General features: G+C 43.4%; 24 protein-coding genes. 5 read left to right on the forward strand and 19 right to left on the reverse strand.

Annotated features, from left to right (window positions below):
* Positions 1-26 precede the first annotated feature (26 nt).
* From ABD960_RS11540 to ABD960_RS11575, 8 genes are all read right to left on the reverse strand, one after another.
* Positions 27-1,265 (reverse strand): multiheme c-type cytochrome, encoded by a 1,239-nt coding sequence (locus tag ABD960_RS11540; protein ID WP_345331308.1) that lies wholly within the window; start codon positions 1,263-1,265, stop codon positions 27-29.
* 56 nt (positions 1,266-1,321) lie between these two features.
* On the reverse strand, positions 1,322-2,764 hold the full coding sequence (locus tag ABD960_RS11545) for a glycoside hydrolase family 30 protein (protein ID WP_345331309.1): 1,443 nt from the start codon (positions 2,762-2,764) through the stop codon (positions 1,322-1,324).
* A 35-nt stretch (positions 2,765-2,799) separates the two neighbouring features.
* Positions 2,800-4,257 (reverse strand): glycoside hydrolase family 30 protein, encoded by a 1,458-nt coding sequence (locus tag ABD960_RS11550; protein WP_345331310.1) that lies wholly within the window; start codon positions 4,255-4,257, stop codon positions 2,800-2,802.
* A 127-nt stretch (positions 4,258-4,384) separates the two neighbouring features.
* The gene (locus ABD960_RS11555) at positions 4,385-5,245 is read right to left on the reverse strand and encodes a glycoside hydrolase family 16 protein (protein WP_345331311.1); all 861 of its coding nucleotides are present in this window, start codon (positions 5,243-5,245) and stop codon (positions 4,385-4,387) included.
* A 71-nt stretch (positions 5,246-5,316) separates the two neighbouring features.
* Positions 5,317-6,831: a RagB/SusD family nutrient uptake outer membrane protein gene (locus tag ABD960_RS11560; RefSeq protein ID WP_345331312.1), complete on the reverse strand. Its 1,515-nt coding sequence runs from the start codon at positions 6,829-6,831 to the stop codon at positions 5,317-5,319.
* 23 nt (positions 6,832-6,854) lie between these two features.
* Entirely contained in the window at positions 6,855-9,935 is a 3,081-nt protein-coding gene (locus ABD960_RS11565; RefSeq protein ID WP_345331313.1) for a SusC/RagA family TonB-linked outer membrane protein, read from the reverse strand.
* 483 nt (positions 9,936-10,418) lie between these two features.
* On the reverse strand, positions 10,419-11,165 hold the full coding sequence (locus ABD960_RS11570) for a DUF481 domain-containing protein (protein ID WP_345331314.1): 747 nt from the start codon (positions 11,163-11,165) through the stop codon (positions 10,419-10,421).
* A gap of 95 nt (positions 11,166-11,260) precedes the next feature.
* Complete coding sequence (locus ABD960_RS11575) at positions 11,261-12,106, reverse strand: aldo/keto reductase (protein WP_345331315.1); 846 nt, start codon at positions 12,104-12,106, stop codon at positions 11,261-11,263.
* Positions 12,107-12,312: 206 nt separating this feature from the next.
* On the opposite strand from ABD960_RS11575, the gene ABD960_RS11580 reads away from it, so the two are divergent.
* Both ABD960_RS11580 and ABD960_RS11585 read left to right on the forward strand, forming a co-directional pair.
* Positions 12,313-13,455, forward strand: a complete 1,143-nt coding sequence (locus ABD960_RS11580; RefSeq protein ID WP_345331316.1) for a putative sensor domain DACNV-containing protein — start codon at positions 12,313-12,315, stop codon at positions 13,453-13,455.
* A 22-nt stretch (positions 13,456-13,477) separates the two neighbouring features.
* Entirely contained in the window at positions 13,478-13,708 is a 231-nt protein-coding gene (locus ABD960_RS11585) for a hypothetical protein (protein ID WP_345331317.1), read from the forward strand.
* A 4-nt stretch (positions 13,709-13,712) separates the two neighbouring features.
* On the opposite strand, the gene ABD960_RS11590 is transcribed toward ABD960_RS11585, so the two are convergent.
* The 3 genes from ABD960_RS11590 to ABD960_RS11600 form a co-directional block, all read right to left on the reverse strand.
* The gene (locus ABD960_RS11590; protein ID WP_345331318.1) at positions 13,713-14,372 is read right to left on the reverse strand and encodes a YceH family protein; all 660 of its coding nucleotides are present in this window, start codon (positions 14,370-14,372) and stop codon (positions 13,713-13,715) included.
* A gap of 96 nt (positions 14,373-14,468) precedes the next feature.
* The gene (locus ABD960_RS11595; RefSeq protein ID WP_345331319.1) at positions 14,469-15,581 is read right to left on the reverse strand and encodes a S1C family serine protease; all 1,113 of its coding nucleotides are present in this window, start codon (positions 15,579-15,581) and stop codon (positions 14,469-14,471) included.
* Between the two features lie 11 nt (positions 15,582-15,592).
* Entirely contained in the window at positions 15,593-16,165 is a 573-nt protein-coding gene (locus tag ABD960_RS11600; protein WP_345331320.1) for an RNA polymerase sigma factor, read from the reverse strand.
* A gap of 250 nt (positions 16,166-16,415) precedes the next feature.
* Here ABD960_RS11600 and ABD960_RS11605 point away from each other — a divergent pair, with 250 nt between their 5' ends.
* Positions 16,416-16,613: a hypothetical protein gene (locus ABD960_RS11605; RefSeq protein ID WP_345331321.1), complete on the forward strand. Its 198-nt coding sequence runs from the start codon at positions 16,416-16,418 to the stop codon at positions 16,611-16,613.
* Between the two features lie 148 nt (positions 16,614-16,761).
* On the forward strand, positions 16,762-16,959 hold the full coding sequence (locus tag ABD960_RS11610) for a hypothetical protein (RefSeq protein ID WP_345331322.1): 198 nt from the start codon (positions 16,762-16,764) through the stop codon (positions 16,957-16,959).
* Between the two features lie 77 nt (positions 16,960-17,036).
* Here ABD960_RS11610 and ABD960_RS11615 read toward each other — a convergent pair whose 3' ends face one another.
* Both ABD960_RS11615 and ABD960_RS11620 read right to left on the reverse strand, forming a co-directional pair.
* Entirely contained in the window at positions 17,037-18,218 is a 1,182-nt protein-coding gene (locus tag ABD960_RS11615) for a glycoside hydrolase family 130 protein (RefSeq protein WP_345331323.1), read from the reverse strand.
* A 19-nt stretch (positions 18,219-18,237) separates the two neighbouring features.
* Positions 18,238-20,061 (reverse strand): sodium:solute symporter family protein, encoded by a 1,824-nt coding sequence (locus tag ABD960_RS11620; RefSeq protein ID WP_345331324.1) that lies wholly within the window; start codon positions 20,059-20,061, stop codon positions 18,238-18,240.
* A 355-nt stretch (positions 20,062-20,416) separates the two neighbouring features.
* On the opposite strand from ABD960_RS11620, the gene ABD960_RS11625 reads away from it, so the two are divergent.
* Positions 20,417-21,292 carry an AraC family transcriptional regulator gene (locus ABD960_RS11625; protein ID WP_345331325.1) on the forward strand — a complete coding sequence of 292 codons (876 nt, stop codon included), beginning with the start codon at positions 20,417-20,419 and terminating at the stop codon, positions 21,290-21,292.
* Between the two features lie 46 nt (positions 21,293-21,338).
* On the opposite strand, the gene ABD960_RS11630 is transcribed toward ABD960_RS11625, so the two are convergent.
* The 6 genes from ABD960_RS11630 to ABD960_RS11655 all read right to left on the reverse strand — a co-directional run bounded on the left by ABD960_RS11630 (position 21,339) and on the right by ABD960_RS11655 (position 26,438).
* Positions 21,339-21,680 (reverse strand): helix-turn-helix domain-containing protein, encoded by a 342-nt coding sequence (locus ABD960_RS11630; RefSeq protein ID WP_194102040.1) that lies wholly within the window; start codon positions 21,678-21,680, stop codon positions 21,339-21,341.
* A gap of 84 nt (positions 21,681-21,764) precedes the next feature.
* Positions 21,765-23,123: a UDP-N-acetylmuramate--L-alanine ligase gene (locus tag ABD960_RS11635; protein ID WP_345331326.1), complete on the reverse strand. Its 1,359-nt coding sequence runs from the start codon at positions 23,121-23,123 to the stop codon at positions 21,765-21,767.
* 82 nt (positions 23,124-23,205) lie between these two features.
* Entirely contained in the window at positions 23,206-24,045 is an 840-nt protein-coding gene (gene prmA, locus ABD960_RS11640) for a 50S ribosomal protein L11 methyltransferase (RefSeq protein WP_345331327.1), read from the reverse strand.
* A 101-nt stretch (positions 24,046-24,146) separates the two neighbouring features.
* Positions 24,147-24,911, reverse strand: coding sequence for a triose-phosphate isomerase (gene tpiA / locus ABD960_RS11645; RefSeq protein WP_345331328.1), 765 nt, complete (start codon positions 24,909-24,911; stop codon positions 24,147-24,149).
* A gap of 24 nt (positions 24,912-24,935) precedes the next feature.
* On the reverse strand, positions 24,936-26,126 hold the full coding sequence (locus tag ABD960_RS11650; protein WP_345331329.1) for a putative sugar nucleotidyl transferase: 1,191 nt from the start codon (positions 26,124-26,126) through the stop codon (positions 24,936-24,938).
* A 63-nt stretch (positions 26,127-26,189) separates the two neighbouring features.
* The gene (locus ABD960_RS11655; RefSeq protein WP_294795251.1) at positions 26,190-26,438 is read right to left on the reverse strand and encodes a type B 50S ribosomal protein L31; all 249 of its coding nucleotides are present in this window, start codon (positions 26,436-26,438) and stop codon (positions 26,190-26,192) included.
* Positions 26,439-26,555 lie beyond the last annotated feature (117 nt).

Consider the following 26,555-nt stretch of genomic DNA (forward strand, 5'->3'; position numbering starts at 1 on the left):
TTAAATATGTGAATTTTATTCGGGATTTATTTTTTATTGATATACGATAACACTTTCTCTACCTCCTGCGGATATACCGCTATGCGGTGTGTGCGCACAAAATAAGGGGCAGCCCTGCCCTGCGCTGATGTTTGCACCGCAATAATAGCCGACGGACGTTCGGGCATATGGCAGTTCACACAATTATTTTTTATTGAAACACCAATTTTCGACGCCATTTTGCAAAAATTGTGTCCATCGGCCTTATGGCAGTTCATGCAGCGCTGCGAGTAAAGGGCTATATTGCCCCTATCTTTTACATGCGTATTGTGGCAGGTTCCGCAATCCATTTTACTTTGAATAAAGCATTGGCTGGCACCCAGCATCTGGCTTTGATTACCGTGTACGTCCAATTGCGCCGCGCCAGTTCTTACGGTTGGATAATATTCAGTTTCGAGAAAGTTAGACAGTGTGTCGCCGGGTTTAAAGGCAAACATTGAGCGCACCGGCATACTGCTGTTACCGGAGTGACACGAGGCGCACATATCAATTTTTTGCTGCCGCGACAGCGATGCGTAGTTAGTAATGTACCGTGCTTTCTTTTCCTCCGGATAATCGGTATGAAAATTAACATGGTTAGCCGCGGGCCCGTGGCAGCGCTCGCAATCAATACCATTAATCAGCGTAGCTTGATCAAACTTAACTACCGATGCCAGGCTTTGCTGAGGCGAAGGCAATTGTTTGATATACGAGCTGTGGCACTCAAAACAACGCTTGCCAACCATCCGCCCAAAATCAATACGGGTGGTATCATAACCAGGGCTATTTGTCCAGTTGTGCAGGCGTTTAAAGTAGGATATGGGTAATTGATAAGTTGTACTATCTTTCCAGTACAAATACGTTTCGGCCTTTACGCCGCCAAACGCAATATCAAAACGCTGTTCCTGCTGTTTTTTGTTGTTGATATAACCAACCTGGTACAAGCCATCTTTGCGCTTTTCCATCACTACCTTCAGGCTGTCGTTAAAGGTAAAGCTGTTGTGGCCTGCACTAAAATCGCCCTGAACGGTACTGTTTGCCGCATCGCGTGTACTTTGAAAATGCGCGGTGTGCAGATAACTCTTGTAAACATCGCTATGGCATTTCATGCACGACTTATAGCCCGCGTACAAGTTGCCGCGCGGGTCGGCCTCTTGCTTATCAAATAGATTACTGCATTGCGAAAATATCAGGATGAGGGGCAATAGAAATATACCCGAAAAAAGAATGATCCTTTTACCCCTCATAGTTGAATTGCGATAGACTGTTTATTACCGGTTGATATGGTTATGTGTTTTAACGGTTATTGCACCACCAGGGTTGTGATAGAATGCGGCAAACTTTTGGTTTTAGCGGCGTTGCCGGCTATCCACAATTGGTAAGGCAGTTCCTCATCGCTCAGGTTTAGCACCACCACTACCAACTTACCTTCCGGACTTACAAAGGCCGTAGTTTGCAGTTTATCCCTGTTTGATGAGCTGATGATGCGCTTAGCGCCCGGCTTAACAAATTTGGAGAAATGACCAATGTAGTAGTATGAGTTCATGTACGTGATCTCGGCGGTTTTGGTATTGGCATGTACCGGCGCATAGCAAAAGTTACCTACGTGGTTAGGGCCACCAGTTTGATCCAGGAATATGTTCCAGTCCGTCCACCCTACTACGCCGTTGTTAAAATCATTCACCATTGATTTGCCGTACATTTCGCCCCATTGCCACTCGTTAATGCGCTCGTTGCTGTAGCGCTCGCTGCAACCCTCGGTAAATATCAGGTTCTTATCGGGGAAAGCCTCCTTCACACGCTTTACGTTATCAAAAACATCGTGCACATACCAGTGAAACCCTGTACCCCAAACATATTTGGCCGCTTCCGGGTCAGACAGAATAGTGCTGGCGCGCTGGTATAACAAATCACGGTTATGATCCCACACAATCAGGTTTTTGTTGGCCATACCGCTTTTGTGCAGCGTAGGCCCTAAAAAGTTCTTCACAAAGTCACGCTCCTCTTCAGCAGTGTACATGCACGACTCCCAGGTTTGTTTAGCCATCGGCTCGTTTTGTACCGATAAGCCCCACACCGGTATGCCTTCCTTCTCGTATGCGTTGATAAATTTTACATACATATTGGCCCAGGGTTGGTAAAACTCCGCCTTAAGCTTACCGCCCTGCAACATATTATTGTTATCCTTCATAAAAGCAGGTGGGCTCCACGGACTAACATACATGGTTAGTTTACCACCAGCTGCCACGATAGCCTGTTTAATAAAGGGTATGCGGTACTTTTTATCATGCTGTATACTAAATGTTTTAAGTTCGGCGTCACCTTCTTTTACGTAGCTATAGCTCCCGCTCGAAAAGTCGCAGCTTTGTATGTTGGTGCGGGCAATGGTATAACCTATGCCTTTTTCAGTATCATAAAAATCTGTCAATAGTTGTTGCTGCTTGTCCTTAGGCAGCTTGTAAAATGTTTCAGCTGAGGCATCGGTAAGGGCAGCTCCTATTCCCAATACTGACTGGAATGTTTTACCCGGGTCAACAAATATGCAGGCTTCGGTTTCAAAAGGCTGCGGATTGGGTGTGAAGTTCAGCGTTCCCGTTTCGGAGAGGCGAAACTTGGTATCCTTGGCCGTGGTGTAAACCTTTACCGTTTTACCGGCAACCGGCGAGGCCGCCGTTTGTGCCAAAGCCTGTTGCCATAATTGCTGCGATATAAGCAGCATAGCGGCTAATTTATGTATCTTATGCATGTATAAATGTTTTTGTAAACCTGATTTGTAATTGATTACCATACGTAAGTACCAACTGCCCCGCCTGCCAATGTACTGGCAGCTATCCTGTTGTTATACTTAATGTTGAATGTTAAGGTACTGGCCGTATTGTTAAGCACAATAAGTACCTTTTTGCCTGATGGCGTTTTGTAAGCCACGCTTTGCAGATCATTTATTGAGCTTGAGCCGATACGTACCGAGCCTGGCCTAACAAATTTGGACGCGTGTGCCACAATGTAGTAAGACACATTGCGTGCAACTGATGTACCTACCGTGATCGCCCCCTGGCAAGCATCGCAGCCGCCAACAGTATGCGGATCAAATTTAGGATCGGAAGCCAGGTTCCACTCTATTACATTTCGGCTCCAGTTGCGCATAGCGCCTATAATGAGGTTGCTGGTATGCCATTTCAAATCGCCGTCAAAGCTGCCGTTGCCAAAAGTGGCCTGCTCGGTAAAGTACACGTTCTTACTTGGCGCCGCATCATGTACAGTACTCATGGCGTTGATGTTACCGCCATACAGGTGAAACGCCGAGCCATCAATGTATTTTGCGGCGGCGGCATCCTTTAAAATATCGATAGCATATTCCGGATGATCGAGGTTATGATCGTAGATCAATATTTTGGTATTGATGCCTGCTGACTCGAACGCCGGGCCCAGGTTATCGCGCACAAAAATCTTTTGGTCTGCCGACGACATGAACATGCTCGGGTTATTGTAAGCGTTCAGCGGTTCGTTTTGCGGGGTAATGGCATCAATGGTAATCCCTTCGGCCTTCATGGCATTAATGTATTTTACGAAGTACTGCGCGTAAACGCTGTAATATTCTTTCTTTAGGCTGCCGCCATAATAGCCCTGGTTGTCCTTCATCCAGGTTGGCGCTGTCCATGGGCTGGCCAATATTTTTATATTCGGATTAACGGCCAATATCATTTTCAATACCGGTATCAAATCCTTTTTTTCCATATCGATGCTGAACTGTTTAAGTTCGGTATCGCTTACACCGGTAGTGATCTCGTCGTAAGTAAAAGGCACAACACTCAAATCTGACGCACCCAACGTTACCCGCAAATAGCTGATGCCAATTCCACCACCTTCTGTGCCAAAAAGTTCCCTGATAAGAGCGGTTTTATCAGTAGCGTTCAGTTGATTGATCAGCATGGCGCTGCCACCGGTTAGCGCAAAGCCAAAGCCATCCACGGTTTGATAGGTTTGGGTGCTATCCACCTCAATGGTGGCGTTATTATTTGTTTCCTGTTTAAACAGGATAGCTACATTCTGTTTTGCAAAAAGCGATGTTCTGTCGCCTTTGGTAAGCCAAAATTCTACATCAGTTTTCGCTGGTGTAACTGGTGGCGGAACTACCGGGTCAACCGGGTCTGGCTTTGTTGAGGCCGATTTACTGCATCCACCGGCAACACTGGCGAGCAACAGCAAGAAATAAATTGGGTATATAACTGTTTTATTCATATAGTTAATTTATCAGGCAAATGTATTTTAAAGGCATACGGGTGGCCGTTGCTACAGCTTTTAGGCCGTTAGCAAAAAAGTTTTGCCGGTGATAATTATGATTATTTACTAAGCGGTGATGCAGCCTTTATTTATTAATCATTTTATAGAATCGTACATAATCAACCTGCATACTGGCCGGGAAAACGCTGTCATCAACTCCCTGCAGCCCGCCCCAATTGCCGCCAACAGCAACATTCAGCAGCAGGTGAAATTTCTGGTCGAACGGCCAGGTTGATTCACCTTTGCCTTCATTTACGAAGGTGAACACCAGTGTGTCATCATAATAACCACGGATAGCATAAGGTGTCCAATCGACACGGTATTTATGGTAAGCGGTTAGCGCCGTTTCCATCATCCGGCCTGATGTTTTGGAGTTGCCGGCATTATTAACCGAATTATGTACGCTGAAATGTACATTGTTCGGATCGTAACCTACATGCTCCATAATATCAATCTCGCCTGATTTTGGCCAAGCGCCATATTTATAGTCATCAGGCAGCATCCAAATGGCCGGCCAAGTTCCCCTACCGGCAGGCAGTTTGGCGCGTACCTCAACCCTGCCATAAGTGATGCTATGCTCAAACTTTGATACCATGCGCGATGAAGTGTAGTTCATGCCCTGCATAACCTCTTTTTTAGCCGTGATGGTAAGAATGCCGTTTTTTATCGAAGCATTATTTTCTGTATTGGTATAGTATTGTAATTCGTTATTGCCCCATCCGCTGCCGCCGGTATCATACATCCATTTGGAGTCACTGGGCTTTCCGTCGGTATCAAATTCGTCTGCGAAGGATGCCGTGGTCTCAAACTCCCAGCCCTTATCGGTAGGTGGCTCGGTTTTAACCGGGCCGATGTTAGGTGCTGGGTCGCTTTTTTTGCTACCGCAGGCAATGAGTACCAGTCCGGTAAACGCGCAAAGTAATATCGTGGTATTAATTTTTATCATACTCATTAGTTTACTTAAATTATGAACCGCCCCTCGCGGGCGGTTCATACAACAACATGTGTGTTTATTAATTAATAACCTGGATTTTGCTTAAGTTGGGTATTCTGCATATCCTGTAACGGGATTGGCAAAATTTCATGGGTGCCGGTTTTAAAGCCTTTGCTTGCCAGCACGGTTGGCGCCTGCCCGGTACGTACAAGGTCAAACCAGCGGTGTCCTTCGGTAGCCAGCTCAAAACGGCGCTCATTATAAACATTTTGCAAAGTTGCCGGTACCGGCGCAAGGCCTACACGCTCGCGCACAGCTGTTAAGAGTGCTAAAGCACGTGCCGAGTTACTGCCGCTTTGTAACAATGCCTCTGCTTCCATCAGGTAAGTATCAGCCAGCCTGATCTCGATGTAATTGTTAGGGAAGTTAAGCTCAGCAGTACCTGTTGGCGCTTTATACTTTTGCAGCGGCGCATACTTCTGAATAAAGTAACCCGTGTTTTGATAACTCGGCTCATACCTGGTGCCGGTTGCCTTGGTTAAGCTGTCAATGTTAGCCACGGTATAACCATAACGCGGATCTGGTTTCATGGCGGTAGCTAAACCGGTTGTAACCGGACTAAAGCCCCAACCGCCCCAATAAATAGGGCCGTTATAGCCACGCGGACCAACCATTTGTACGTAGACGTTTGATTTAAACTGATTCCAGTTATTCCAGCTGTAACTTTGAGAGCCGGTAAAGTTCAATTCAAATATCGATTCGCTGTTAAATTTATTATCCGGGCTAAAAATTTGGCCGAAGTTGCTTTGCAGTTTGTAACCGTAAGTGCCGGTTGTACCGCCTGGTGTAGCACCATTAACCTGCGCTAGTTGCGCGGCAGCTTCAGCCCATTTTTCCTCGTACAAATAAACCTTGCCCAACAGCGCTATGCCTGCACCCTTGGTAACACGGCCATTTTCTGCCGCGGCTACGGTCACCGGCAAATCAGGAATTGCGGCGTTCAGGTCAGCTTCAATTTGCGTGTAAACCGCTTCAGGCGCTACCTGTGGTTGATTGTAAACATCCTGCGGCGGCAGCGGCTGCAATATCATTGGTATGTTTTTAAACAAACGTACCAACCAGAAATAGTAGTAGGCGCGCAAAAACTTAACTTCAGCCGTGTAACGTTTTTTATCGTTTTCGTTTAGAAAAGTAGCGGGCGCCATTTTTGACAGGATGGTATTACAACGGCTCACACCTCGGTAATTACGCCCCCAATATTCACCTTGCGGGCCAACTGCCGGAGTCAATGAATAATTATTCCAGGCTTGCCACGTATTCATATCAGTAGGGCCGCCACCACCGGCAACACAATCGTCGGACGCTGCGTTGAGCGGACCAAGCGGGCCAGAATAGGTATTATTTAATCCGCCTGTTTCGGTAACCAATGGATCGTAAGCGGCAACTACGCCGGTAAATATTTCTTCGGGCGTGCTGTAATAATTAGCCTCTAGTGTCTGGCCGGAAGGTGTTGTTTCTAAATATGATTTTTTGCATGATGCAAATCCGGCTATTCCCATCAATACTACTGAGCCGTATATGATATATTTTCTTTTCATGACAATTAATTATTGAATTCAGTTTATAAAGTAAAATCTAAACCAACCATAAAGGTGCGGGCTTGTGGATAGATACCGCGGTCAACACTGCCGGCGATCTCCGGGTCAAAACCATCATACTTGGTAATAGTAACCAGGTTGTTACTGCTTACAAAAATCCTTGCTCTTTTAACATCTATTTTGTTCAGTACCGAAGCCGGCAAAGTGTAGCCAACCTGCAACGTTTTAATACGGAAGTAAGCGCCGCTTTGCAGATAGAAATTAGATGGATTTTTAAAGTTGTTATTCGGATCCAGATCGCTCAAACGCGGGTAGTTGCTACCTGAATTTTGCGGTGTCCAGGCGTCAAGCGCCGCTGTTGAATAGTTTGCAGTAGCGATATCTAACCTGCGGTATCCCTGGAATAATTTATTACCCCATGCACCTTGGCCAAATAATAAGAAATCGAAATCTTTATAATTGGCACGCAGGTTTACGCCGTAAGTCCATTTTGGTAACTGGTTACCTAAGAAGGTACGGTCACCCTCGTCAATTACACCGTTACCGTTATTATCAGCCCATTTAAAATCACCTGGCTTGGCGTTTGGCTGAATTTTAGTACCGTTTCTGGTGTACGCATCAATCTCCGCTTGAGATTTAAATGTACCCAACTCCTGGAAACCATAGAAAGATGCTACAGGCTGGCCGGTTTGCGTACGGAACAATGGATAACTTGAAGCCTGGAATGATCCGCCATCAATAAATGGTCTCGAACCGAGGAAGGTTACTTCGTTTTTATTGTAAGCGATGTTACCACTTAAGTTGTATTTAAAATCGCCTGATTTACCGTTGTAACCCAGTTCAACCTCAATACCCTTATTTTCCAGATCGCCGATGTTATCAAAAAAGTCGCCGTCAAACCCTGCATATCCTGGTAAACGGAAGCTTTGAAGCATACCTGAAGTAAGTTTACGGTATACATCAATGGTCAGGTTTACGTTTTTAAATAAAACCGCGTCAATACCAATATCTGCAGTCTTTGTCGCTTCCCAACGTAAATTCGGATTCTCCGGCCCCAGTGGTGCGTTACCAATAACTAAACCGCCCGGACCGAATACCGCGTTACGGCCACCGCCGACAACTGATGTGTATTGGAAGAAGTCGAGCGAAAGCTCATTACCAACCTCGCCATATGAAGCGCGTAGTTTCAGGAAGTCAACAAAAGAATTTTTTGGAAAGAAATTTTCACGTGAGGCAACCCAACCAACCTGTGCGGAAGGGAATGTACCATAAACGTAGTTTGAGCCAAATTTTGATGAACCATCGCGACGAATAATACCTGTAAACAAGTATTTTTCATCGTAACTATAGTTTAAACGGCCAAATAGTGATGTTAAATGATAAGGCTGATTATCATAGGCACCACCGATACGATTTTCGTTAGGCAACGCATAATTGAAAGATAGCTTGCGGTAATCGTCAACCGGGATGTTATTGAAAGTAGCATTTAAACCCACCTCATTTTGTCCTTGCGCGCTGGTACCAATAAGGCCGGTAAAATCATGTAAACCTACCTGGCGATTGTAAGACATGGTATTCTCCCAGTTCCAGGTCAGGTTGCGGTTACTGCCTCTGAAAGCACTGCGGTTAGTAGTATTATTATTTTGGGTAGTTAAGTAATAAAGCGGTGTGTATGATTGGCTTCCCCAAAACGCTTGCTTACCGTTAATCTGCGATTTAATTTTCAACCCTCTGATTGGTTGAATTTCAACAAACACGTTACCCAATAAGTTGTGAGACCATCCGTAGTTTCCGCGTTGAGTTTCGAGGTAAGCCAATGGGTTGCTCATCTCCTGCCCAACATATTTTGATATCGCATAAGGCCTGCCTTGCGCATCGCGTACAACAGGTTTGTCAGTATACGGTGAACTGTTCAGGTCTTCCTGAGCCGCAAGTATTGGCGTGATTGGATCCAGGTTAAGCGATGAACTTAATGGACCGCCAAATTCATTATTGGTGCTAAAGTTACTCTGATTACGAGTATAAGTATAACCGAAGGTTTGACCAATGTTTAACCATTTTTTTGGCTGAAAACTGGTATTGGCGGTAAAGTTATATTTTTTAAAGTTTGATATATCAGAGAAAACAATACCCTGCTGATTTAAATATCCAAAGGACAAATAGTATTTGTTTAACTCTGTACCGCCCTGAATTGAGAGGTTATGGTTTTGTATTGCAGCACTTTCACCTAATACAATGTCCTGCCAGTTAGTTCCCTCACCGAATTGTGCCGGGTTGGCAAATGGCGCAGTACCGCCATCATTGGTAACAGCTTGGTTACGCAAGGTAGCGTATTGCGTAGCGTTTACCACATCAAATTGTTTGGTAGCTTTTTGAGTTCCGAAATAGCCATTGTATGACAATTGCGGTGCACCACTTTTACCCTTTTTTGTGGTTACCAATACTACACCGTTTGATGAACGCGAACCGTAAATAGCGGCGGATGCATCCTTCAGCACCTCGATTGACTCAATATCATTTGGATTTAAGTTTTCAAGGCCACCGTTCTGGCTTATGATACCATCAATAACGTAAAGCGGATTTGAATTGTTGATTGAAGTAATACCGCGTACACGAATAATCGGCGCTGCGTTTGGTGCACCGGAGCCGGCTACTACCACTACGCCCGAAGCACGGCCTTGTAAAGCCTGGTCAAAACGGGTTACCTGCTGATTTTCAAGGTCGCGGCCGCCTACATGGGCAATTGCGCCGGTTACCACGCTTTTCTTTTGCGTACCGTAACCTACCACTACAACTTCATTCAAGCTTCTAACGCCTTCAGTAAGGGTGACGTTAAGCTCAGATCGGGACGATACGCTGATCTCCTGCGTATCAAAACCGATATATGAAAATACCAATGTTGCGTTAGGCGCAGCACTTAACGTGTAATTGCCGCCCACATCAGTAAGCGTACCGGTTTGTGTACCCTTAACTGCTACTGATACGCCGGGTAAAGGCTGCGCATTCTGATCAACCACCTTACCCCTAACGGTAGTGTTTTGGGCCATGGCTGCTGTAACTCCAGCAATAAGCAGGAATAATAAAAAAGTAAGTTTTTTTCTCATGGATGATTAGTTAATAATTGTTGGATTTGGAATAAGGCCTGCATCAAAGCTGATGCGTTTTCTAAAAACTCCCGTTAGCCATAAGCAAGCCGCAGGTACAATTGTGTGCACATCATAATTGGGTTTATAAAAGTTTAAAAGCGAGCGTTGTATAATTGGTTTTTGAGGCAACGCTTAACGGTTCAAATTTATCGAAGTAATGAATAAAAAAACAAATAATTTTTTCATAAATAACTGATTTTTAAGTATTTATGTTAAATTTGAAACGCTTTAATAACAAGTAAACCAATTGCTATATATGCTTATTATCAGTGCAAAACGTAAAATAAAGTACTTTAGAAATAAATTTTTGATACGCTTTGTTCCAGCCTTAATTAGAGGCTGATTTAGCATATTAACAATGCTGTTTTGAGCAATTTTTGATGTAATGTTTTTTTGACATTTATTGCGTTTTCGGCGTAAAAACGCACTTTTAACGTTAAATTATTTAAAGTACTTTTCGAGCGTCAGGCCATAGGTAAAAAGCAGATTCTCGCTTTTTGTGCGGTTTTGTCGGTTGTAACCAAGAGCTGCGGTTAAGGCCAGCCATTTGCTCATTTTAAATGATAACGAGTTGTTGGAGCGGATAATATAGTCATCGCCTTTATTAAGCGAATTTTGCAAAAAGCTGCTGCTTTCCAGCACAATAAGTTTGTTGATAGTAAACTTAAAGGCAATACGGAGTGAATTACGATAGGTATGATAATCCTCACGTGCAGTATCATTCAGCATCAGGTCGCTTTTATCATACAAAATACCGTTGCTTATGTTAAGCCAGGCATTAGGCTTGTCAACAATATTATAGGCAGCGCCAAGGCCGGCAAGCAACTGGTTATTTATTTTTAGAGAATAACTGGTATTGTAATTGGCTAATCCCCAGAAAAAAAAATGCGGAAAGGTTTTATACAGGTTAAAGTCTAAAGCGGTTGAAAAGTCGTTATTGGTTAGCGCGTCCCGCTGTCGTCCGTAAATCCACGTATTGTTAAAATTCAGCGAAATATTTTTCTTTTTAATACCAATTCCGGCACTGTTGTTAAGCAAATATGCCGTGCCATCGCCCGTTTTATTAATAGAACCCGATGAAGTGTAATTAACACGATAGTGGGTACTATCGGTAAACTGGGCAAAGGTTTTACCTGTGAAAAACATGGGTAAAAGCGCCAGGTGTAATGCTATCGTTTTTATGCGCATGGAATATAAAACACAATCGGCAGCAAAAAAAAGTTTGTAAAAAACAAAGGCGCACCGGTTAAGTGCGCCTCATAGCAAAACTATTTTATGAGAAATTATGCTGACAACTGCTCAAACTCTTCCTCGGTAAGCTCAATTTCGGCCGCCTTTAAATTTTCGGCAAGGTGACTTATTGATTTGGTACCTGGGATGAGCAAAATATTGTCGGCACGCTTAAGCAGCCATGCCAGCGCAATCTGGGCGGTAGTAGCCTCATATTTAGCAGCTATTTTCTCGATCTTCTCGGCAAGAGTATGCGGTCCTGACGCCAGCGGATACCAGGGAATAAAAGCAAGATCGTTCTGTGTAGTATAATCCAACACATCCTCCCATTTGCGCTCGCCCAGGTTATACAGGTTTTGTACAGACACTATTGGCAATACCTTTTGTACACGCTCAATATCAGCTATGCCGACTTCAGATAACCCTACGTGTTTAATTTTGCCGGCTTTTACAGCGTCAACAACCGGTGCAAGCGTTTCTTCAACCGGCACTTTCGGGTCAATCCGGTGTAGCTGCCATAAGTCAATCGCATCAACTTTAAGGCGTTTTAAGCTCCCCTCAATATTTTCCTCTATAAACTCAGGCTTACCATTAGGCACCCAATTGTTAGGCCCCGGGCGGTTGAAACCGCCTTTTGTGGCAATTACTAAACCTTGTTTGTATGGATGCAGGGCATCGGCTATCAGGCTTTCGTTATAGTGCGGGCCGTAAGCATCCGCAGTATCAATAAAGTTTACACCTTGCTCAACTGCCGATTGCAGCACTTTAATAGCATTATCTCTGTCGGCTACTTCGCCAAATACGCCGTTACCGGTTAATTGCATGGCGCCATAACCTAAACGATTAATTTGCAGATCGCCGCCTAAATTATAGGTCAGGCTTGTTGTTTCGTTTGTCATGTTTAGTTGTATTTATTTTTTAGGATCAGAATAACAATGGTAACAACATTTATCGTACCATGTGTTAGACTTTAAAGGCAGCGTTGCGGATTTGATACTGCCGTGACTGAACCGGCGTTGTGTTTACTTTTTTTATACAGAACTCAAAACGCATTGCCATACAATAATGTTAATTTTGCAAACACACCGATTACCGTCATAAAGCTATGCTTTCAGAACCCACATATCTTGCTGCGCGAATGGTGGCTCCAACCATCGAAGCGCATTTTGATAAACATATTCATACCGCCAAAATTTCGGGCGAGCCCAATGTGGCTATCAACCCGGGCAGCAGGATAATTGAGGCGGTAATTGATGTGGCCTTTTGGTCAAGCCTGCGCCGCGAAGAAGGCCGTCCGCCTAAGATATCGCTGGCTTTACTCCACCCTAAACAGTGCGAACAGCCCTTAATGTTTGGTAAACCGCTGCGCCTTACCCCGCAAACGCTTATAAAACTGGCCCCGGCGGTTGAGCAACCCGGCATACACCTCGGTGTTTGGTTTGATGAAGACGATATTTACATATGGGGTACAACGCATGTAATACCTGGTATTTGTTTTGTTCTCGAGGTTGCCGAACCTGGTTTGCTGGTTGTTAAACACAAGCGTGTTGACGGCTTTGGCAAGTTTGTGAACGTTGCCGTATTAAAAGGCGACGACATCAAAATGATTGACGAGGAGAGTTCGGGTTTAAATGGCTGCCCGCAACTTCTTAAGTCGTTATTAGGGTTACCACTACCCTACCGCACCGGCAAAAGTGTAAATATATTGGTGCAATTAGCCGCTGTTATGCGCCTGCACGGCAGGGGCGGTATTGTGCTTGTTGTTCCGCCGGGTACTGATAAATGGCGAGAATCTATCGTGCAGCCGGTAACTTATCCAGTCGAGCCTGCTTACGATGTTATTAACGAGCTGATGCTGCGCGAGGAGGAAGATGGCGACACACTGGAATGGCAGGAAGCCGTATTACAGGCCGTGCAGCTAATTGGTGGCTTTACCTCTGTAGATGGAGCCACCGTTATTACACAAAACCACGAATTGCTGGCATTTGGCGCTAAAATATCAAGATCAGAGAATAGCATACCTATTGAGCAGATCATTTTAAGCGAACCCGTAGTTGATGGCAAGGCCGAGCGCAGGCATCCTACACAAACAGGGGGTACAAGGCACCTCTCGGCAGCCCAGTTTATCTATGACCAGCATGATGCGATAGCCTTGGTTGCATCACAGGACGGACATTTCACCATCTTCTCCTGGTCTGACGATCTGAACCTCGTGCATGCCCACCGCATAGATATCCTGCTATTATAATTACTGTTGCTATATTTGGCCGATGACTAAAGACCCGTTAAGTGCTTCGTTGTTTGAGATGCGACTGGTAGAGATACACCGCAAGCACCCCTGGCTGAAATACGATATAACTGAGGATGATTTTGTAGCATTGTTCTTTCCTTTGAAATATAAGAACGGCGTTCCCATCCGGCCTGATCAGCCACCTGAATTTCCGTTGGAAAGAAATATTTACCTGTCGGTTTTAGTGGCGTTCAAGCAATCCTTTACCTGAAAAGTTAACCCATCAGTTCTTTCATTAACTTATTAAAGCTCTCTTTAAGCTCCGCGAGTTCCTGCTCAAGGGCGATAACACGGGCTTCTAAAGCACCCGATGATGAACGTGGCGAAGTTAACGCATCAGCTTCATCATAAGCGTTAACGTCAATTTCGCCACCAAGTAAATGCGCATAACGCACCTCTTTTTGCCCCGGGCGTTTGGGCAATTGCTGTATGTAAATAATATCGCCTGATGATAATTTGTCCAAAATCTCCTGCACTTCCTCTAATGATTCAAACTCATACATACGGCCCGAATTGGTGTTAATCTCTCCCGGCGTTTGCGGGCCACGTAATATTAACAAACCTATAACAACTACTTCGGCAGGCACTAAGGGATACAAAACCGCAAAATTATGCTTGTATTTAGTGGACCGGCTTGATCCACCAACTACTGTCGCTATAAGTCCGCGCTTTTTTAAAGTGTCAAGCGCGGTAATAACCGTTTGCTCATCATACTCTACAACCGGTTTACGGGCGGTTTTCTGGTTACAAGCGGTGGTAAGGCTGTTAAGTGTCAAGGGATAATACTCTGGCGTGGTACGCGATTTTTCAATCAAAGCGCCTAAAACCCTCAGTTCGGCTTCGGTTAATACAGGTAAAGTTTGCGGTTGCTCCATGGTTCAAATATAACAAAGCCACGCTAAGAGTATAAATAAAAAACCCGGTAGCAAGCATGCTCCGGGTTTAACGTGATATGGTTCGGGTGAGGGTTTTTAATTATATACTTTAACCATGAACACGTAGTTACGCAGTTTTTTAATCTGCTGCGGACGGCTTAAACCGGCCAGCGTATTGCGTGTATTGAGGTTAAGTGGTTTCGCCAGCGAGTCTGACGGAATATTCTGGATAGCTTTTAACAAATAGCTTGATTTTTTGGCGAATGAAATACCTTCATAAGATGTTTGCTTACCGCTGATGATACCGATCAGGTTACCTTTATTATCAAGCAAGGGGCCACCGCTGTTACCCGGACGGGCCAGTATGGATAACTCATAAGCCGAGCTATCTCCGTTAAAACCGGCAGGTGAAGTTAAAGCACCTTCGCTAAAAGCGATTACATCAGCCGGGTAGCCTACTGTAAATACCTCTTCGCCTAAATCGCTTTTGGCGCGTTTAAAGTTGTATGGAACAGAGCCTAATGATTTAAATGAAGCATCATTGATCTGCAAGAAGGCGATGTCCTGTGCAGGCTCGGTATAAATTACCTTGGCATGGTAAGCATCACCATCTACATTTTGTACGTAAACCGAATCCGCATCCTTAACTACGTGGTAGTTTGTAACCAGGTAACCATTGGCGGTAAGCGCGAAACCGGTACCACTAAATTTACCCGGATTTACAATTTTTTTACCATTTGATGATGACGACAGTTGCTGCTTTATTTTATGGCTTTGCTCATTAAGCAACAAAGTTGAAGTACGCACGCTCGCAATCTCCTTCTTCAATTCTACATAAGCTGTATCATGCTTTTTAAAGCCACCGGTAAACATCAGCGTGAACAATACAGCGAAAATAGCGATTGAGGCGGCCACCGATATTTTAGAATGGTGATGGCGCCACATGCTTACAATCCATGATGGTTTTTCCATCAGTTCATCCTCAAGCGTGTGTACATCTATTTCCTGGTGTATGGCATTCAGGCGCGACTCCAGGTCGAGGCGCTCGCTGTAATGCTTAAGGGCGCTCAAAAAGTTACGGTGCTCAGATACCTGGCTATCAACAGCCGGATTATCCTTACGCAACTGCTCAAAATGCGCCAGTTCCTCGCCGCTCATCTGGCCGTTTACGTAACGGTCAATTTGCTCCAGTAATCGGTTATCACTCATCTCACTCAAATTTAATTTTGCTGAAAAAACAGCTTTTTTAGCCTTTGCAGGCATTTGTATTTTTGTGTTTTAGCGTTATCGGCATTGGTATAGCCGAAACGCTCGCATATCTCCTGCATAGACCGGTTATGGATGTAAAAATCTTCCATAATAGTTTTACAGGGCTCGCCAAGCTGTGCTAACGCCGCCTGCATCTTTCCAAACTGCATATCTCGGTCGGCATGTTGCTCATGGTCGGCTTCATCAACAGGCAAATGCTCTTCAAATTCCTTCAAATCGCCGCCGTAGCGGTTCATTTGCGTTAATCTTTTAAGCCAGAGCCTGCGGCTAACCGAATAAATATATGTTTTCAGCTTACTGCTCAACTCAAAATTGCCTGATTTTACTTTGTTGTAAAGAACGATTATGGTCTCCTGATAAATGTCTTTCGCATCATCAGCGCTACCATTATTATTGATGATAAGTTGCAGCACCATCGGGAAATAAGCCAGGTATAATCGCTTTAAAACAACCTCTGAGTTATTAAGGATACCTAAAATGACTTCGTTATCCGTTGGTATTGAACTGTTTGATCTGTTACTCACTATTTAATACGGTTTATGCGAAAATGTAACCCATAATTCATAAAAAAAAATTATTGTGATAAATGTTCTCCACGGTTTTAATACGGTTTTGCTTTAAATGTAACCCTGTTTATACCAGCAGATAATTACACCTTGGTTACAAATATTTATAATACAACGCTTTACAAAAATTATTTTGAACAAAACACATCTTTAAGGGTTACCTTTTTAATTTTTAAGTATTAACCATTAAACAAACAGAAACACAATCATGAAAAACGCATTCAAATTCGGCTTTTTAGCCTTAGCTATCTCAATCGCAGTTTCGGCTTGCAGCAGTTCATCAAGCACCGTAGGTTCTGATACCGCTGCTACAGATTCTGCTGCCGTAGCTACTGACTCTGCCGCTACTACTGATACTGCTGCCGCTACTACCGATACAACAAAGGCTGATTCAGCTAAAATGTAATTGCGTAAACAGCAATAAAAGCCAATGAAAATGAGGCCGCTCAAAATTTTTAAATTAAATTTTTAATTTTTTTTCAAAAAAGCGGGTTACCTTTTAAACATTGGCGTATTAAAGTAAAACTATTAATCACTATTAAAAAGATTTTAAAATGAAAAATGCATTCAAATTCGGCTTTTTAGCCCTTGCTATCTCTATCTCAGTTGCTGCTTGTAAAGGTTCTGGTTCATCAGAAGGTGATTCAACTGCTGCTGATACTACAGTTGTTGATACTACTGCTGCTGACACTGCTGCTGCTGATACTGCTGCTGCTGATACAGCTAAAGCTGACACTGCTGCTAAAATGTAATTTTACATTTTCAGAGAAAATAATAAAGGCTGTACCTTACCGGTACAGCCTTTATTATTTTAGCCCCCTTTTAATTATTACAAATAAGTTTCGTTACTATTTATGAGGTTGGTAATAACCGCCACCGATGCCGCCGAGGTTAAACCGTCTTCCGGCGTGTTGATGGTATAATCAAGCAATTGCTCAATACTTGATACCGCCACGTGCATTCGCGTGTCTGAAGAGGCATAGTAAATAAATACCCGGCCATCATCGTCGGCTATCCAGCCGTTTGAAAACACTACGTTTGATACATCGCCTATTCTTTCATCACCTTCGGGAGCAAGAAAATAGCCTGCCGGTTTGTGGATGATGTGGGTAAGATCATCAAGCGCAGTCATGAAAACATAAAGCACATAACGTAACCCCGCGGCAGTGTTGCGCACGCCGTGCGCGAGATGAAGCCAGCCCTTTTCCGTTTTGATTGGATGCGGCCCTAAACCCAGTTTTGCCTCGTTTATGGTATGGTAAACCTTGCGGTCAATAACATATTCCTTTTCTATAACAGCATTCGTAACATCAGCAGCCAGGCCGAAACCTATGCCACCACCGTTTCCGGCTTCAATAAAACCATCCTGCGGGCGTGTATAAAAGGCGTAGTTACCATCAACAAACTCCGGGTGCAGCACTACGTTACGTTGCTGCGGAGATGGCGTTTTCAGGTCGGGCAGACGCTCCCATATTAGCATATCCTTTGTGCGAACGATGCCGCATTGCGCAATCGCTGCCGACTGATCTCCTTCACCGGCGTCCGGATCGCGGCGCTCAGTACAAAACAAGCCATAGATCCATCCATCTTCATGCTGCGTGAGCCTCATGTCGTAAATATTCGTGTCTGGCTCCTGCCCCGGATAAGGTGTTATGTACATCGGTTTATTCCAAAACCTGAAATTATCAATACCGTTAGGACTTTCTGCCACCGCAAAGAATGATTTACGATCGTTACCTTCTACCCGCGCTACCAATAAATACTTGTTATTCCATTTAATAGCGCCTGCGTTAAAAGCCGCGTTTACGCCTATGCGTTCCAGTAGCAGGGGGTTTGTAGCCGGGTTAAGGTCGTACTTCCAAAAATATGGTGCATGCTTTCCGGTAAGTATGGGGTTTTCATAGCGCTGGTACACGCCATTAGTATCGGGCGTTGGTTTATTGGTGCGCGTCATCAGCGCCTCGTATTCCTGGCGGATGTATTGTAAACGCTCGTTAAAAGTTATATTCATTGTATTGCGAGTTTCAGTATTAATCTTCCAGTTTGTTCCACCAGGTTTTTTTAAGCACCACTATAATAACAGCCAGTAAAGCAACGGTAACAAGTAAGGGTAGCTTCATCCACATTACTACATACATTGGTAACAGGGTGAGCAACAGTTGCGCTATTATGCCCAGCACCACGTTGAACATGTCGAGCTTAAAGCGTTTATTAGGCACGAATGACGGATCCAGCTGTAGTACCTTATCATGAACCGGCTTCCAGAAACCCCATGGTTTTACAGTGCTGTAAAAAGTGTTCAGTACCTTCTCGTCAGTAGGCGGTGCCGCGTATGTTCCGGCTATTGACCCGATGATTGAAATCAAAAACAATAACGGCCAGTTATATAACGGTAAGCCTGTAAAAACAAAGGGGAATATCAAAGCAGCTGCAATACCCGATACCATACCCCAGAAAAAGCCACTGGCATTAAATCGCCACCAATACCACTTAAGTACATTGGCTGCTATGTATCCGCCATAAAGTGCACCCACTATCCATTGTAAAATAGAGTTCACGTCTTTTGCAAAAAAGCCCAGCACAACTCCAATAAATACTACTACTACCCCGGTTATATAATTTGTGGTGATGATCTTTTTAGTAGATGCATCAGGATTTATGTATTTCAGATAGATATCATTTACCACATAAGCCTGCGCCGCATTCAGCGTGCCTGAAAAGGTGCCCATAAAAGCGCCCAACAAACCGGTTACCACCAAACCAAGAATACCGACAGGTAAAAAATTATTGATAGCAGCGGGTAATATGCGTTCAAAATCGGTTCCGTTGGTGGTTTGCACATCTAACTGATTGTAATATAAAAGCGCCAAAACAGTAAGCCCGATAATCATGGTGTAACGTATGGGCAATAGTATAATGCTTACAAAGCCGGTCATTTTTGAAGCTTCTTTGGGCGAACGTGACGACAACACCTTCTGCATATCATAGTTAGGCGCCGGACCAGCCATACTGGCGAAAATGCCCTTGAATATCATCATCATAAAAAATACTGTGAACAGGCCAAAACCATCTTCAGCTATTTTTTTGTTTGCATCTGGCACGATATGGCTCCAGTCTAAATTCAACTTCCAGCCAAAAAACGGGTCGCTCCATCCGCGTGGTACATTTACCTGCTGGCCCTGCAAATGATGCATGGCAATTACCCCAATTGCGATACAACCAACCGTCATGATTGCGTATTTAATTACATCACCAAGCACTATGCTGTGCATTCCGCCCAAAATGGAATAGAACATAGCGAAGAGGGTAAATATGATACCATAAAAATGTGCCACATACTCCGGCGGTACAGTAAAAGGAATATAGGGCTCAACCACATTCCAGGGGATAAATATCTCTACGAACTTACCCAGCCCAACAAAACCATAGGCCAGATATCCAAGGCAACCTATGAGCGCGAATGCTACCATAATGGCGTGTGATGATTTTACGCCCGTACCGCTCTCGCCAAACCGCGTAGCCATCCAACCGGCACCGGTATCGGCATTTGAGCGGCGCAGCCATTTGGCCATAAACATCATATTAAACACCTGGTTAAAAACCGGCCAAAGCCAGGGTATCCAGATGCTTTTGAATCCGTATACAAAGCATAACGATACCATCCACATGGTACCGCTAATATCAAACATGTCCGATGCATCGCTTAAGCCGAGCATGTACCAGGGTAGTTTTTTACCACCCATCAAATAGCTATCTTTATTAAGCCGTGCTTTTTTACGATAATACCAGCCAATAAGCACCATCATTATCAGGTAACTCAGCAGTATCAATACATCAAGTAATTGTAACTTCATTAAAATTGCAATAAGCGTTTATAAAATTGGCTGCCCGGCTCGCGCGGGCATAAGTAGCGGTAATTTATTGCTTTAACACCGTATTAAAAAACCTTTTTACCTGATCGTAAATCTCATACCAAAAGTAGCGGAGACGACACAAGGCATTTAATATTATTTTAACCAAACATGGTATAAAGCGCTCAAAACAACAGTGAATACAGGGTTTTTATATGATAAAAAGACAATCAGGTTTAGATTAAGATGCGCCAGCGCATTGTGGACGATACGTTATGCCAATACCTACACCTTTTGATGCAATATTTTAATTAATAGTTTTTTAACTATATTGCGATAACAATTATAACCCTTAACTATGTTCAAGAATGTTTCGCGGGAGATTACTCCCCTGACGCAGAACGACTGTTTCACCATATTTACTAGAGAGAAACAGGAGTTTAACTTCCCGCTTCATAACCACGAAGAGATGGAGCTGAATATGATTTTGAACGCCGCCGGCGCTAAACGCATAGTTGGCGATCATATTGATGAGATTACAGATATGGAATTAGTGCTGGTTGGCCCCAACCTGCCGCATGGCTGGTTTACGCATAACTGCAAAAGCCCGTTGATTACGGAGGTGACTATACAGTTTCATAAGGATTTGATGGATGACCGCTTTTTGAAACGGAACCAGCTGAATTTCATAAGGAATATGATTGACGCCTCGAAAAAGGGGGTGATGTTTTCGCGCAAGACCATTGAGCATATTGCGCCGCGGATACTTGCTTTGAACAAACAGGCCGGGTTTGATTCGATACTTGAGCTGTTCGCCATTTTCAATGAGCTATCGTTAGCGCGTGATTACAAAACCCTGTCAGACGCTACCTTTCTGCATAAACAGGATAACTATAACAGCCGGAGGATAGAGCGCGTATTTGAATACATGAACGCTAATTTCAGTAAGCAGATTACGCTTGATGATGTATCGAAAATTGCGAATATGCCAAGCGCGTCTTTCAGCAGGTTTATCCGCAAGCGCACCGGGTCAACTTTTATAAGCAGCCTTAACGAGATCAGGCTGGGCCATGTTTCGCGCATGTTAATTGATACTACGCACTCCGTGTCGGAAATCGCGTATAAATGCGGCTTTAATAATATGGCCAACTTTAACCGCACATTTAAAAACAAGAAAGGCTGTACGCCAAACGAGTTCAGAGATAATTACTCTGACAACCGGGTTTTTGTTTAAGCCTGACAACGATTATAAATAAGAACCCGGCATGGCCGGGTTTTTATTATGCTGTTACTTTTTTAAGGCGAAGCTCTTCAAAAAGCTCGATCACCTTTTTCTGGAGATCAATAACTTCGGTTTCGCGTTCGGTTAGCTTTTTGTGAATGTTCTCAAGCTCACTCGCGAATTTTTGCTCTTCTTGAGTATCGTTAAACGTAAGCAATTGTACTACCGACATTTCAAACAAGGTAGCGATCTGCTCAAGCCTTGAAAGGTTGATATCAGTAATACCGGTTTCAATCTTTGAAAATGCGGGAATTGATATGTCTAATTTTTTTGCAACATCTTCCTGGCTCCATCCTTTTTGATGGCGTAGCAGCCTGATTTTTTTTCCCAGTGTTTTCATTTTTTTTATTGTTCAATTAAGGGTGCGGGTTTTCTCAATAGTTAATAAAGTTATAATAATTTTTTATTAAATACTAATACAATATTATAATTTTAATAAATTATTTTTCAACAGCACTAAATCCAAACCGCCAAAGTTTCCTGAACTCATTAGCAAAAGGTTAGCATCAGTTAAATTAATATCTTCCAAGTATTTTAATAATAGTTTTGGCTCATCAAAAAATATGAGATCAGGCCGCGCAAATGCACTTTTTACTACCACTTCGCTATATGGATCCATATTTTTTTGAGCAAAAGTGCGTTTATCAATAAATACAATAGCCTCATCGGCTTCATTCATTGTACCTGCGTACTCATTCAAAAAATCTTTATTCAAACTACTGAACGTATGTAGCTCAATAACCGCAATTAACTTTCGCCCTTCAAATTGCGCTTTAACTGCCTGTATGGTAGCTTTTAACTTTGATGGCGAGTGTGCGAAATCCTTGTAAATATTCGCGTTATCTGTTTTACCTAACAGTTCAAGTCGGCGTGCTGCACCTTTAAAAGATGAAATTGCTTTATAAAAGTTTTGCGGTGCGATACCTAACTGCGCGCACACTTGCTGGGCAGCCTGAATATTTAATAAATTATGCTCGCCAAAAACCTGTAGAGGATAAATATTACCATCAAAAATAATATTTGTAACCCCATTTTCGATGTTAAATTTCGGCAGGTTATAAGCGTGCTTTTCAACACCGGTATTTGTATCGGCAACGGTGTGTTGCAACACCGGGTCGGCATCACAATAAATCAGCGCGCCGCCGGGCTGAATGGTTTCAATAAAGATCTTAAACTGATCGGTATAGTTTTCAAAGGTTGGGAATACATTGATATGATCCCAGGCTATACCGCTGATAACGCCAATGTTGGCCTTGTAAATATGAAATTTAGGACGTCTGTCAATCGGCGAGGCCAGGTATTCATCACCCTCAATAATAATAACAGGCGCATCGCTTAAACCAACCATGGTTTCAAAGCCATCCAGTTGCGCACCTACCAGGTAATCAAACTGCATGCCTTCGTGCTGTAGCACATGCAGTATCATGGAGGTGATAGATGTTTTACCATGGCTGCCGCCAATCACTACCCGTAGCTTATTTTTTGATTGCTCGTATATATATTCGGGATAGGAATAGATGGTTATGCCAAGCTCTTGCGCTTTTAATAATTCAGGATTATCCACACGGGCATGCATGCCTAATATTACAGCATTAAGTTCGGTAGTAATTTTTTCGGGATACCATCCTTCCTGTTCGGGCAGTAAGCCGTACTTAGCCAGGCGTGAGGCTGAGGGTTCAAATATGTGATCGTCAGATCCACTTACGTTAAATCCTTTTTTATGCAGGGCGATGGCGAGGTTGTGCATAGCGCTCCCCCCTATCGCAATAAAATGAACCCTCATTTATAATTATAATTTGAAGATGGTGAGCAAATAAACAAAAATATATTTGTTTAAACTGATAATATTTAAGTTTTAACGAAAATTAACCTTTTACGAAACGTGCAGCCACCCAATCTTTACGCTCCAAGTGCCTGTCATATATTAAGCCACGCGAAGCCGCGGCTTCCTTTATGATATCCAGATCAGGCGTTTCGTAAAATCCGCTGAAGAATATTACTCCACCCGGTTTTAACACCTCGGCATAACGCTCCATTTGATCGAGCAGTATATTACGGTTTATATTGGCCAGCACTACATCATAAAAAGCATCCGGTATTGCCTCTTTAGAGCCGCAAAGCGCAGTAATGTTATTTGCGTTGTTCAGTGTAGCATTTTCCAAAGTGCTATCATAACAAACCGGGTCGTAATCGATAGCTGTTATATCATTTGCACTAAGCTTTGAAGCCATGATGGCCAGTATTCCGGTTCCGCAGCCCATATCGAGCACTTGCTTACCCGCAAAATACTCGTCAAGCATCAGCTCCAGCATCATGGATGTGGTTTGATGATGCCCGGTACCAAAAGCCATTTTCGGGTCGATCACTATCTCATAGGGAAACTCCGCACGAGGCTCATGAAAAGTAGCCCGCACAAATATTTTATCCTGTATTTCTATCGGCTCAAAGTTGCTTTCCCAAGCTTCATTCCAGTTTTTTTGTGGAATAAGGTTCACTTGGTAAGTGTAATCAAGCATGCCTTCATAAGCCGCAAGCTGCTCTTCCAGTCCTTCTTCATCAAAGTCAGCAGATTGAATGTAAGCTTTAAAGCCTGCTTCCGTTTCCTCAAAAGTATCGCAACCCAAACCGGCCATAGCATCAATCAGCAAATCGCGCTGATAATCCTCAGCAGCGGCAAGGGTAAAATCTATTTCGTAATAATCCATTTTTGTGGAACAGATGTGAGATATGAGATTTTAGATATGAGATCAGGAAAGGGGTTAATTCCTTTTCTCAAATCTCATATCTACAGTCTCACATCCAAATATTAATTAAACACCTTAACAATGTCGGCAAAATCGCGCGATTTAAGGGATGCACCGCCGATCAAGCCACCATCGATATCTGCCTGCGCAAACAATTCAGCAGCATTTTTAGGGTTACAGCTACCGCCGTAAAGTATCGTAGTTGCATCGGCAACAGCCTGGCTGTATTTAGCCGCTATCTCCTGGCGGATGAATGCGTGTATCTCCTGCGCCTGCTCTGACGTTGCAGTTACACCTGTACCAATAGCCCAAACCGGCTCGTAAGCGATAACTAACTTGCCGAATGATGCTTCATCTAAATGGAAAATACCTTCAACCAGCTGCGATTTGATGATCTCAAAGTGCGTTTCAGCTTCACGCTCCTGCAAAGTTTCACCAATGCAGAAGATAGGCTTTAAACCGTTAGCTAATGCAGTATCAGTTTTTTTGGCCAGCAACTCGTTAGTTTCGCCAAAATACTGGCGGCGCTCTGAGTGGCCAAGGATAACATATTCAGCCCCTACAGATTTTATTTGTTTGGCAGATATCTCGCCGGTGTAAGCGCCACTCTCAGCCTGGTGTGCATTTTGCGCGCCAACCGATACTTTATTATAACCTTTAGCCAATTGTACCAAGCTGTGCAGGTGAATAAACGGGCTGCAAACCACGGCTTCCTGTGTACCGGTTATTTCATCTTTTATAATGTTGATAACCTCTGAAAATAAACTCAAACCTTCATTATAATCGAGGTTCATTTTCCAGTTACCGGCAACAATTTTTTTTCTCATGATATTTTATGTTATGTATTACAATTAAAAACGCCTGAACGGTTCAGTTAGTTCAAAAACGTTTGTTAGTATATCCTTTTCAATCTGGTTAAAGTCGCGGCCTTCTTTTCTTTCAAAAACCCTCTCGGCAGTTTCAAATACTTTTTTTAGTCCGTAAGTTTCAAAACCCTGCGCCCCGCCCCACGAAAAATCGGCCACAAAATTACGTGGATAGCCCGCGCCGAATACGTTAGCACTCACGCCTACTATTGTGCCTGTGTTAAACATGGTGTTAATGCCGCATTTTGAATGATCGCCCATAATAAGGCCGCAAAACTGCAACCCGGTTTTACGGAAACGCTGGGTGTTATAATCCCACAGCTTAACCTCTGCGTAGTTATTTTTCAGGTTGGAATTATTAGAGTCGGCACCGATGTTGCACCACTCGCCTAAAACAGAATTGCCCAAGTAACCTTCATGGCCTTTTGAAGTATAGCCCCAAATCACGGCATTGTTAATCTCGCCGCCCACACGCGAGTGCGGACCGATAGTGGTTGCACCATACACCTTGGTACCCATTTTAACCTGCGAGTTACTGCACAGCGCAAACCCGCCGCGTATATTAGTACCTTCCCAAACCTCAGTGTCAGCCGCCAGGTAAATGGGGCCGTTATTGGTATTAAAGGTGGAGCATTCGGCTACGGCACCTTCTTCCGCAAAAAACTGGTCGTTAGCGCCAATGATAGTATTGGTAGCACTGATAGATGCTGAGGTACGCCCTTTTGTTAACAATGCGAAATCCTTTTTAAGCTCTAACGCGTTGATTCTGAAAATATCCTCGGGATGTTTAATAAAATTAAATCGCTCGGTATGTTCTGTAACTTTACCAAAAATGCCAATTGGAGTGAAGTTTTTAGCGTCGGCTTCATTAAGTTTTACGGCAATCAATATATGTCCAGCCTTTAAAGCTTCCCCTTCTGCCAGTTTATCAATTGCTTCGGTCAGGTATTCATCCGGGCAAACCGAGCCGTTTATAAAAATATTCTCGCTTTGTATTTCAAGCGGGAACTTAGCCTGCAGATAATCGCGGGTATAGTATGAATAAGTGCGGTTAAAGTATTTACCCCACTTTTCATCAATAGTAAGTATACCTGTGCGCAGGTTGGCAACAGGGCGTGTATAGGTTAGTGGTAATAAGGTATTTTGTGCGTTATCGTCAAACAGGATAATTGCCATGGCGCAAAAATAAAAAAAGTCCCGACTGCTAAGCCGGGACTTATAAATATTTTAAATAAGCGATTACTTTTTAGCGTAACGCGTACGGAATTTGTCGATACGACCGGCAGTATCTACCAACTTCATCTTACCGGTATAAAAAGGGTGTGAAGTGTGTGATATCTCTAATTTTACTAACGGATACTCGTTACCATCTTCCCATTTAACTGTTTCACGGGTATCGATGCATGATTTAGTGATGAAAGAATAGTCGTTAGACATATCTTTAAAAACCACTAATCTATAGTTTGACGGATGCAGATCTTTTTTCATTACTTTATACTTTCCTTATAAAAGAGGCGCAAATATAGTGATCTTATTTTGATTATAAAACATTCAGGTAAAAAGTTTTCCACCGTTTAAATTCATTACTTTTCCTTACACCTTTTA

This window comes from Mucilaginibacter defluvii, assembly GCF_039543225.1.
GTDB lineage: Bacteria > Bacteroidota > Bacteroidia > Sphingobacteriales > Sphingobacteriaceae > Mucilaginibacter > Mucilaginibacter defluvii.

Bases quoted from the DNA above. Each gene is read 5' to 3' on its own strand.
- ABD960_RS11550 (WP_345331310.1), bottom strand. From the start codon at position 4,257: ATGAATAAAACAGTTATATACCCAATTTATTTCTTGCTGTTGCTCGCC.
- ABD960_RS11630 (WP_194102040.1), bottom strand. From the start codon at position 21,680: ATGAAAACACTGGGAAAAAAAATCAGGCTGCTACGCCATCAAAAAGGA.
- ABD960_RS11650 (WP_345331329.1), bottom strand. From the start codon at position 26,126: ATGGCAATTATCCTGTTTGACGATAACGCACAAAATACCTTATTACCA.
- ABD960_RS11540 (WP_345331308.1), bottom strand. From the start codon at position 1,265: ATGAGGGGTAAAAGGATCATTCTTTTTTCGGGTATATTTCTATTGCCC.
- ABD960_RS11620 (WP_345331324.1), bottom strand. From the start codon at position 20,061: ATGAAGTTACAATTACTTGATGTATTGATACTGCTGAGTTACCTGATA.
- ABD960_RS11605 (WP_345331321.1), top strand. From the start codon at position 16,416: ATGAAAAACGCATTCAAATTCGGCTTTTTAGCCTTAGCTATCTCAATC.
- ABD960_RS11570 (WP_345331314.1), bottom strand. From the start codon at position 11,165: ATGCGCATAAAAACGATAGCATTACACCTGGCGCTTTTACCCATGTTT.
- ABD960_RS11585 (WP_345331317.1), top strand. From the start codon at position 13,478: ATGACTAAAGACCCGTTAAGTGCTTCGTTGTTTGAGATGCGACTGGTA.
- ABD960_RS11635 (WP_345331326.1), bottom strand. From the start codon at position 23,123: ATGAGGGTTCATTTTATTGCGATAGGGGGGAGCGCTATGCACAACCTC.
- ABD960_RS11615 (WP_345331323.1), bottom strand. From the start codon at position 18,218: ATGAATATAACTTTTAACGAGCGTTTACAATACATCCGCCAGGAATAC.
- tpiA (WP_345331328.1), bottom strand. From the start codon at position 24,911: ATGAGAAAAAAAATTGTTGCCGGTAACTGGAAAATGAACCTCGATTAT.
- ABD960_RS11560 (WP_345331312.1), bottom strand. From the start codon at position 6,831: ATGAAAAGAAAATATATCATATACGGCTCAGTAGTATTGATGGGAATA.
- ABD960_RS11545 (WP_345331309.1), bottom strand. From the start codon at position 2,764: ATGCATAAGATACATAAATTAGCCGCTATGCTGCTTATATCGCAGCAA.
- prmA (WP_345331327.1), bottom strand. From the start codon at position 24,045: ATGGATTATTACGAAATAGATTTTACCCTTGCCGCTGCTGAGGATTAT.
- ABD960_RS11580 (WP_345331316.1), top strand. From the start codon at position 12,313: ATGCTTTCAGAACCCACATATCTTGCTGCGCGAATGGTGGCTCCAACC.
- ABD960_RS11625 (WP_345331325.1), top strand. From the start codon at position 20,417: ATGTTCAAGAATGTTTCGCGGGAGATTACTCCCCTGACGCAGAACGAC.
- ABD960_RS11555 (WP_345331311.1), bottom strand. From the start codon at position 5,245: ATGATAAAAATTAATACCACGATATTACTTTGCGCGTTTACCGGACTG.
- ABD960_RS11565 (WP_345331313.1), bottom strand. From the start codon at position 9,935: ATGAGAAAAAAACTTACTTTTTTATTATTCCTGCTTATTGCTGGAGTT.
- ABD960_RS11655 (WP_294795251.1), bottom strand. From the start codon at position 26,438: ATGAAAAAAGATCTGCATCCGTCAAACTATAGATTAGTGGTTTTTAAA.
- ABD960_RS11610 (WP_345331322.1), top strand. From the start codon at position 16,762: ATGAAAAATGCATTCAAATTCGGCTTTTTAGCCCTTGCTATCTCTATC.
- ABD960_RS11595 (WP_345331319.1), bottom strand. From the start codon at position 15,581: ATGAGTGATAACCGATTACTGGAGCAAATTGACCGTTACGTAAACGGC.
- ABD960_RS11590 (WP_345331318.1), bottom strand. From the start codon at position 14,372: ATGGAGCAACCGCAAACTTTACCTGTATTAACCGAAGCCGAACTGAGG.
- ABD960_RS11575 (WP_345331315.1), bottom strand. From the start codon at position 12,106: ATGACAAACGAAACAACAAGCCTGACCTATAATTTAGGCGGCGATCTG.